The sequence below is a fragment of the Bacteroides sp. genome (genome assembly GCF_019417265.1).
In the GTDB taxonomy this organism is placed as follows: domain Bacteria; phylum Bacteroidota; class Bacteroidia; order Bacteroidales; family Bacteroidaceae; genus Phocaeicola.
The window spans coordinates 1-7,233 of sequence record NZ_DXVR01000116.1; the positions used below are offsets into that span (position 1 = coordinate 1).

Genomic DNA, 7,233 nt, shown 5'->3' on the forward strand with positions numbered 1-7,233 from the left:
AGCGAATCAAACCTGTTTGCTATCGTTGTTTCCCGATTGCGAGTGCAAAGGTAGTGCTTATTTTTAATTCTGCAAAATATTTGTGTGCTTTTTTTGAACTTTTTTTCGTCCATAAAGCTAATGGCTTGGTTTATAGTAGGATCTGATTTCGTGTGAAGTAGATTCTGATATGATTATGTGAAAGAAAGCTACTTTTTTTCTATTAGTATAGCAAATGATGATATAATATTCACTATTTTTGTCGTAATAATATAATAATGTATTGATTTATGAAATTTCAAAGGTTTATAGTTCCATTAATTATGGTATTGCTTGCTTCTTGTGGTCAGGAAGAAAAGAAAGCTTCTGATTTATTAATGCGTGCAGAGCAATCTTATAGTTCTGCCAATTATAATGAGGCAAAAATGCAGATAGATAGCATTAGGAATTTATATCCTAAGGTTTTTGATGTCCGTAAAAAGGCAATCAGACTTAAGCAGCAGGTTGAACTGAAAGAGCAACAGATATCGTTAGAATATCTTGATAGTATGATGACAATAAAAAAAATACTGTTAGACTCTATGAAAGTTGCGTTTGTTCTAGAGAAGGATACAGCATATCAAGAGATAGGGAATTATTTTTATCCGACACAGGTCGTTGAGAAAAACATTGGGAGAACGTTTTTACGAGCTTGCGTAAGTGAAAGGGGAGAAATGTCAATAACATCTATCTATTGTGCAGGTGGTTCTTTGAATCACACCTCTGTTAAAGTTAGTTCAAAGGATGCCTTTGCACAGACTCCTGCCTCTCCGGATGTATATGTCACTACTGATTTAGGCAAGAAGATTGAAAAGGCAGATTATAAGCTTGGAGCAGATGGAGGAGTGATAGGTTTTATTATAGCTAATAAAGATGCAAAATCATTGAAATTAGAGTTTATTGGCGATCGTACTTATAAGACGCTAATGTATTCGCAGGATATAAAAGCTATAGTAGAGTTAAGTAAGCTTGCTCAAGTCTTACTTTCCATAGAGGAGATAAAGAAGGAGCAGAAAGAAGCAAATCTGAAGATTCAGTTTCTGAATAAAAAAATTGCAGAATTTTCTGTAGAAGAATAGTATATTAAAAGAAACTTCGCTTTTACTTGGTGAGTGAAATCATCAAGCAAAAGCGAAGTTTTTTAGTCAGTTGAATTATAATCTTTCGCTTACTTTGTTCCAATCAATCAGATTCCATACTGAATCCAAGTAAGCTGCACGATTATTTCTATAATCAATATAGTATGCATGTTCCCAAATATCTATTACCATAAGAGGTTTTAATCCTTCAGTGATAGGATTGCCTGCATTAGGGGTATTCAATATCTTGATATTGTTTTCATTGTCTTTAACAAGCCAGGTCCATCCGGAGCCAAAAACTGCCATAGCAGATTTTATGAATTCTTCCTTGAATTTGTCTACAGAACCAAATGTTAGAATTATTTTATCTGCAAGTTCATGCGGCATATCTTCTTGTTTAGGAGTTAGTGTCATGAAGAAAAAAGTGTGATTCCAGGTTTGTGCGGCATTATTGAATACAGGTCCTTTACTGTTGAGGATAATATCTTCCAAACTCATTTCTTCGAAATCTGTTCCTGCTATTAGTTTGTTCAGATTGTTTACATAAGTTTGCAGATGTTTGCCGTAATGGTAGTCGAAGGTTTCTTTGCTCATTTTAGGAGCTAATGCTTCCATATCGTAAGGAAGCTTTGGCATTTCGTGAATCATGGTAAATACGTTTAAAATTCATATATTGCAAAGTTATAAACTTTAGTTTGATATATGTTTAAATAAATAACTTATTTATATGTTATATGACATGTAATTGGTAGAATTTTCTCTATGTGAAATATGCTATGTTATAGATAGTAATAAATATTAGCTATATAATTATGATTTAAAACATATTATCAGTGTTTTAATTTATATCTGTAGGGGTTCTCTTTTTTTTATACACAAAGTATAGTAAATTTGAATAATGTCTTTCAAAAAGATGTAATTTTGCATTAATGAAAAACATAAAGATATATATGTATAAGAAAAGTCTTTCTAATGGATAGTAAAAACTATGGATGTAGGCTGAAATAAAACAAGAATTAAAATTTTAAAGGTAAAGAGGTATGAAAATGATTAAAGGTAGAAAATTGATGTTGTTTTTTGCTGTTATAGGATTAGCGTCAACATCGGCTGTAAAGGCTCAGGACAAAGTAGAAGCATCAGTAGGTACAGACTTGGTCAGTGGTTATATCTGGCGTGGTCAGGATTTGGGTGGTGTCAGTATTCAGCCTTCAGCAGGACTGTCGTATAAAGGTTTTTCGTTGTCTGCATGGGGTTCTGTTGGATTAGAAGGTACTGATACTAAAGAGTTGGACCTGACATTGGGATATGAGTATGGAGGTTTCAGTATCGGGGTAACAGATTATTGGTTTACAAGTGCTGATTCTCCTGCCAGATATTCCGACTATAAGGATGCGCATACTTTTGAGGTGGCTTTGGGGTATGATTTCGGTCCCTTGGCTGTGAATTGGTTTACAAACTTTGCCGGTTCAGTTGGAGCAAATGATGAAGGTAAAGATGTATATGCTTCTTATATATCGGTTTCTGCACCTTTCTCTTTGGGAGGAATCGAATGGAGTGCAGAGATAGGAGCTACTCCTTGGGCTAATGATTTCTATAATGGATATTCGGACGGATTCAAGGTTTCTTCTATTAGTCTACAGGCATCTAAGGAGGTAAAGATTACCGATAGTTTTTCTCTTCCACTGTGGGCACAGGCTATTTGGAATCCTACAACTAAAGGAGCATATTTCGTAGCTGGAATTAGCTTCTGACATAATATTTACAAAATACATACATATACAATACATACAAAATACAAATACAATAACGAGATTATGAAAAAAATTGAAGCAATTATCCGTCGGACAAAGTTTGACGATGTGAAAGAAGCACTTCTGAAAGCCGATATCGAATGGTTTTCCTATTATGATGTGAGAGGTGTTGGAAAAACACGAGAAGGACGTATATATCGTGGTGTGGTATATGATACGAGTTCAATAGAGCGTATTCTGATTTCTATTGTTGTGAGAAACAAGAATGTTGAAAAGACTGTAGAGGCTATAATGCAGGCTGCACATACCGGCGAAATCGGAGATGGCCGTATATTCATCATTCCTATAGAAGATGCTGTGCGTATCCGTACAGGTGAAAGAGGGGACATTGCCCTCTATAATGCCGAACAGGAGAAATGATTTATAATCAATAAAGTTTGGTAATCATATCTGTTGTCTTAAAAGAAACATACGCATTTATTACTCTGCTGACACGTGTCGGCAGAAGAAGATGTTTATCTAATTAATTCTAAAAACACGAAAACTTATGAGAACTCTTATATCAAGTGGATGGCATACTGCCTTCCTCCGGGGATTTACATACTTATCGTTGGCATTTCCAGGCGTGATTATGGCGCAAGAAACAATTCCTGAAGAAACCGTATCTATTGATACATTGGCTGATACTTTGTCTCAGACTACAACCGGCCTGGATACTGTGTGGATGCTTTTGGCGGCAATGTTGGTCTTTTTTATGCAGCCGGGATTTGCAATGGTCGAAGCCGGATTTGCACGTTGTAAGAATACTGCCAACATCCTGATGAAAAATCTTGTAGACTTTATGGTTGGTTCAATCCTATTTTGGATAATCGGTTTCGGGCTTATGTTCGGTATTGGAGGATTCGTAGGAACTCCACATTGGGGCGACTTGAGTATTATGGATAAGATTATCAATAACGGTCTTCCAATAGAGGGATTCCTGATATTCCAGACTGTATTCTGTGCTACTTCTGCCACTATCGTTTCAGGAGCTATGGCAGAACGCACCAAATTCTCGATGTATCTGATATATACAGTAGCAATCAGTGTATTGATTTATCCGGTTTCAGGACATTGGACATGGGGTGGAGGATGGCTTAGCAATGCTTCTGAAGGTTCTTTGATGGGTGACTGGTTCGGTATTGCTTTCCATGATTTTGCCGGTTCTACAGTTGTTCACTCCGTTGGTGGATGGATTGCTCTGATAGGTGCGGCAATCCTTGGTTCTCGTGTAGGTAAATTCGGTCATGACGGTAAAGCTAAAGCTATTCCCGGACACAGTTTGACTCTTGCTTGCCTTGGTGTATTCATCCTTTGGTTCGGATGGTTCGGCTTCAACCCAGGATCACAGCTGGCCGCATCGGGCGAAGCTGATAGAGTGGCTATCTCACACGTATTTCTTACAACAAACCTTGCAGCATGTGCAGGTGGTATAGTAGCACTTTTCGTAACATGGATGAAATACGGTAAACCATCATTGTCATTCACTCTGAACGGTATTCTTGCCGGTCTGGTAGGTGTGACAGCAGGATGTGACCTTGTTTCTCCTTTAGGTGCTGCCATTATCGGTGCTATTTGTGGATTGGTAATGATATACTCTGTAGAGTTCATTGAAACAAAACTTAAAATTGATGACCCTGTTGGTGCATCATCAGTTCATGGTGTCTGCGGTTCGTTGGGAACTATCCTTACAGGTTTGTTTGCTACTTCAGATGGCCTTTTTTATGGCGGTGGATGGGGATTCCTCGGTGCTCAGGCATTCGGTGTTATAGTAGTAGGTCTTTGGGCTGCATTTATGGGATTTGTAATATTCAAAGCTCTTGACAAGATATTCGGACTTCGAGTTTCAAAACGTATTGAAGAAGAAGGATTGGATATTTACGAACATGGTGAATCGGCATATAACAGATGATTTTATAATTAATAATGAACAAAGAATAATTAATAGTTAATAATGAAGACATCAACTCATCTTTAATTTTTAATTATTAATTCTTCATTGAATAACCAACAACTAAATAAATATGATTCGTTTTAATGTAGTAGAAAAGGCTTTCCAGGCAAAGCCAATGGATGTAAGCGTACCAAGCTGCCGTCCGAGTGAGTATTTTGGAAAATATGTGTTTAACAGAGAGAAAATGTTTAAGTATCTTCCAAGTAAGGTCTATGCTAAACTTGTTGATGCAATGGATCATGGAGCTGCTCTTGATAGAGCTACTGCAGATGAAGTTGCAGCAGGTATGAAACGTTGGGCAAGCGAACTTGGCGCTACACACTATACACACTGGTTTCAGCCTCTTACTGAAGGAACAGCAGAGAAACATGATGCTTTCGTAGAACACGATGGTAAGGGTGGAATGATGGAAGAATTCTCAGGTAAGCTTCTTGTTCAGCAGGAACCTGATGCTTCGTCTTTCCCTAACGGTGGTATCCGTAACACTTTCGAAGCTCGTGGATACAGTGCTTGGGATCCTTCATCACCGGTATTCGTAGTAGGCGATACATTGTGTATTCCTACAGTGTTCATAGCATATACAGGTGAGTCGCTCGACTATAAGGCTCCATTGCTTAAAGCTCTTAGCGCTGTAGACAAAGCAGCTGTGGCTGTATGTCATTATTTTGATACTAATGTAAAGAAAGTTACAGCTTTCCTTGGATGGGAACAGGAATACTTCCTTGTTGACGAAGGATTGTATGCAGCCCGTCCGGACCTATTGCTAACAGGACGTACATTGATGGGACATGAAGCTTCTAAAAACCAGCAGCTTGAAGACCATTACTTTGGAGCAATTCCTACCAGAGTGGCTGCATTTATGAAAGACTTGGAAATTCAGTCGCTTGAACTCGGAATCCCTGTGAAGACTCGTCACAATGAGGTAGCTCCTAACCAGTTTGAGCTTGCTCCTATCTATGAGGAATGTAACTTGGCTGTTGACCATAATATGTTGGTAATGTCGCTTATGCGTAAGGTGGCACGTGCTCATGGATTTCGCGTTCTTCTGCATGAAAAACCATTCAAAGGTGTAAACGGTTCAGGAAAACATAACAACTGGTCGCTCGGTACAGATACAGGTGTGTTGCTTATGGCTCCAGGAAAAACAACAGAAGAGAACCTTCGTTTCGTGACATTCGTGGTAAATACGCTGATGGCAGTTTACAGACACAACGGATTGCTGAAAGCTTCTATCATGAGCGCAACCAATGCTCATCGTTTGGGCGCAAACGAAGCACCTCCTGCAATCATTTCTTCATTCCTTGGTTCACAGCTGAGCAAAGTGCTTGACCATATCGAAGAAAATGCCAACGAAGACTTGGTTTCTCTCGGTGGAAAACAAGGCATGAAACTTGATATTCCTCAGATTCCGGAATTGCTTATTGACAATACAGACCGTAACCGTACTTCTCCATTTGCATTTACAGGTAATAGATTTGAGTTCCGTGCTGTAGGTTCTGAAGCCAACTGTGCAAGTGCTATGATTGCGTTGAATACTGCTGTTGCAGAACAATTGGTTATATTCAAGGATGAAGTTGATGCTCTTATCGAAAAGGGAGAACCTAAGGTATCAGCTCTTCTACAGGTATTGCGTAAATATATCAAAGAAAGCAAACCAATCCGTTTTGATGGCAATGGTTACAGCGACGAATGGAAAGAGGAAGCTCTCAAACGTGGATTGGACTGTGAAACAAGCTGTCCGCTTATCTTTGATAACTATCTGAAACCTGAAAGCGTTGCAATGTTTGAGTCTACAGGTGTAATGACTCGTAAGGAACTTGAGGCACGTAATGAGGTGAAATGGGAAACTTATACGAAGAAGATTCAGATTGAAGCCCGCGTATTGGGTGATTTGGTCATGAACCATATAGTACCTGTTGCTATCAGCTATCAGACTAAACTTATAGATAATGTGTTCAAAATGAAGAGCTTGTTCTCGACTGATGAAGCTGAAAAACTCTCTGCAGGTAATGTCGCTATAATCAAGGACATTTCTGAACGCACAGCATATATCAAGGAACATGTTGATGCAATGGTTGAAGCTCGTAAAGTTGCAAACAAGATTGCTTCTGAACGCGAAAAGGCTATCGCTTACCATGACAATATCGCTCCTATGCTTGAACTTATCCGTTACCATATCGATAAGCTTGAGTTGATAGTAGACGATCAGATGTGGACTTTACCTAAGTATCGTGAGTTATTGTTTATACGATAACATATACGATTCTCTATTTATTGGTTGTTTAATTCAGAGAAAGAGCCGGTACTCCGTGATGGCGTATCGGCTCTGTATTTGTTAAGTATTTAAGTTTCGCAAGTCAGTATGAAAGTTTATAAGAGGGTATAAAAGAAG

6 protein-coding genes are annotated in these 7,233 nt (G+C 38.4%); 5 read left to right on the top strand and 1 reads right to left on the bottom strand.

Annotated features, from left to right (window positions below; genetic code table 11):
- The first annotated feature begins 269 nt into the window (after window positions 1-269).
- Window positions 270-1,097 carry a hypothetical protein gene (locus QZ379_RS11355; RefSeq protein WP_291564691.1) on the top strand — a complete coding sequence of 276 codons (828 nt, stop codon included), beginning with the start codon at window positions 270-272 and terminating at the stop codon, window positions 1,095-1,097.
- A 75-nt stretch (window positions 1,098-1,172) separates the two neighbouring features.
- On the opposite strand, the gene QZ379_RS11360 is transcribed toward QZ379_RS11355, so the two are convergent.
- Window positions 1,173-1,745, bottom strand: a complete 573-nt coding sequence (locus QZ379_RS11360; protein WP_291564694.1) for a superoxide dismutase — start codon at window positions 1,743-1,745, stop codon at window positions 1,173-1,175.
- 419 nt (window positions 1,746-2,164) lie between these two features.
- Between QZ379_RS11360 and QZ379_RS11365 the strand changes: the two genes are divergently transcribed.
- The 4 genes from QZ379_RS11365 to QZ379_RS11380 all read left to right on the top strand — a co-directional run bounded on the left by QZ379_RS11365 (window position 2,165) and on the right by QZ379_RS11380 (window position 7,095).
- The gene (locus tag QZ379_RS11365) at window positions 2,165-2,848 is read left to right on the top strand and encodes a hypothetical protein (protein WP_291564700.1); all 684 of its coding nucleotides are present in this window, start codon (window positions 2,165-2,167) and stop codon (window positions 2,846-2,848) included.
- A gap of 63 nt (window positions 2,849-2,911) precedes the next feature.
- Complete coding sequence (locus QZ379_RS11370) at window positions 2,912-3,268, top strand: P-II family nitrogen regulator (RefSeq protein ID WP_291564697.1); 357 nt, start codon at window positions 2,912-2,914, stop codon at window positions 3,266-3,268.
- A 304-nt stretch (window positions 3,269-3,572) separates the two neighbouring features.
- Window positions 3,573-4,799, top strand: a complete 1,227-nt coding sequence (locus QZ379_RS11375) for an ammonium transporter (protein WP_291564703.1) — start codon at window positions 3,573-3,575, stop codon at window positions 4,797-4,799.
- Between the two features lie 106 nt (window positions 4,800-4,905).
- On the top strand, window positions 4,906-7,095 hold the full coding sequence (locus QZ379_RS11380) for a glutamine synthetase III (RefSeq protein ID WP_291564705.1): 2,190 nt from the start codon (window positions 4,906-4,908) through the stop codon (window positions 7,093-7,095).
- Window positions 7,096-7,233 lie beyond the last annotated feature (138 nt).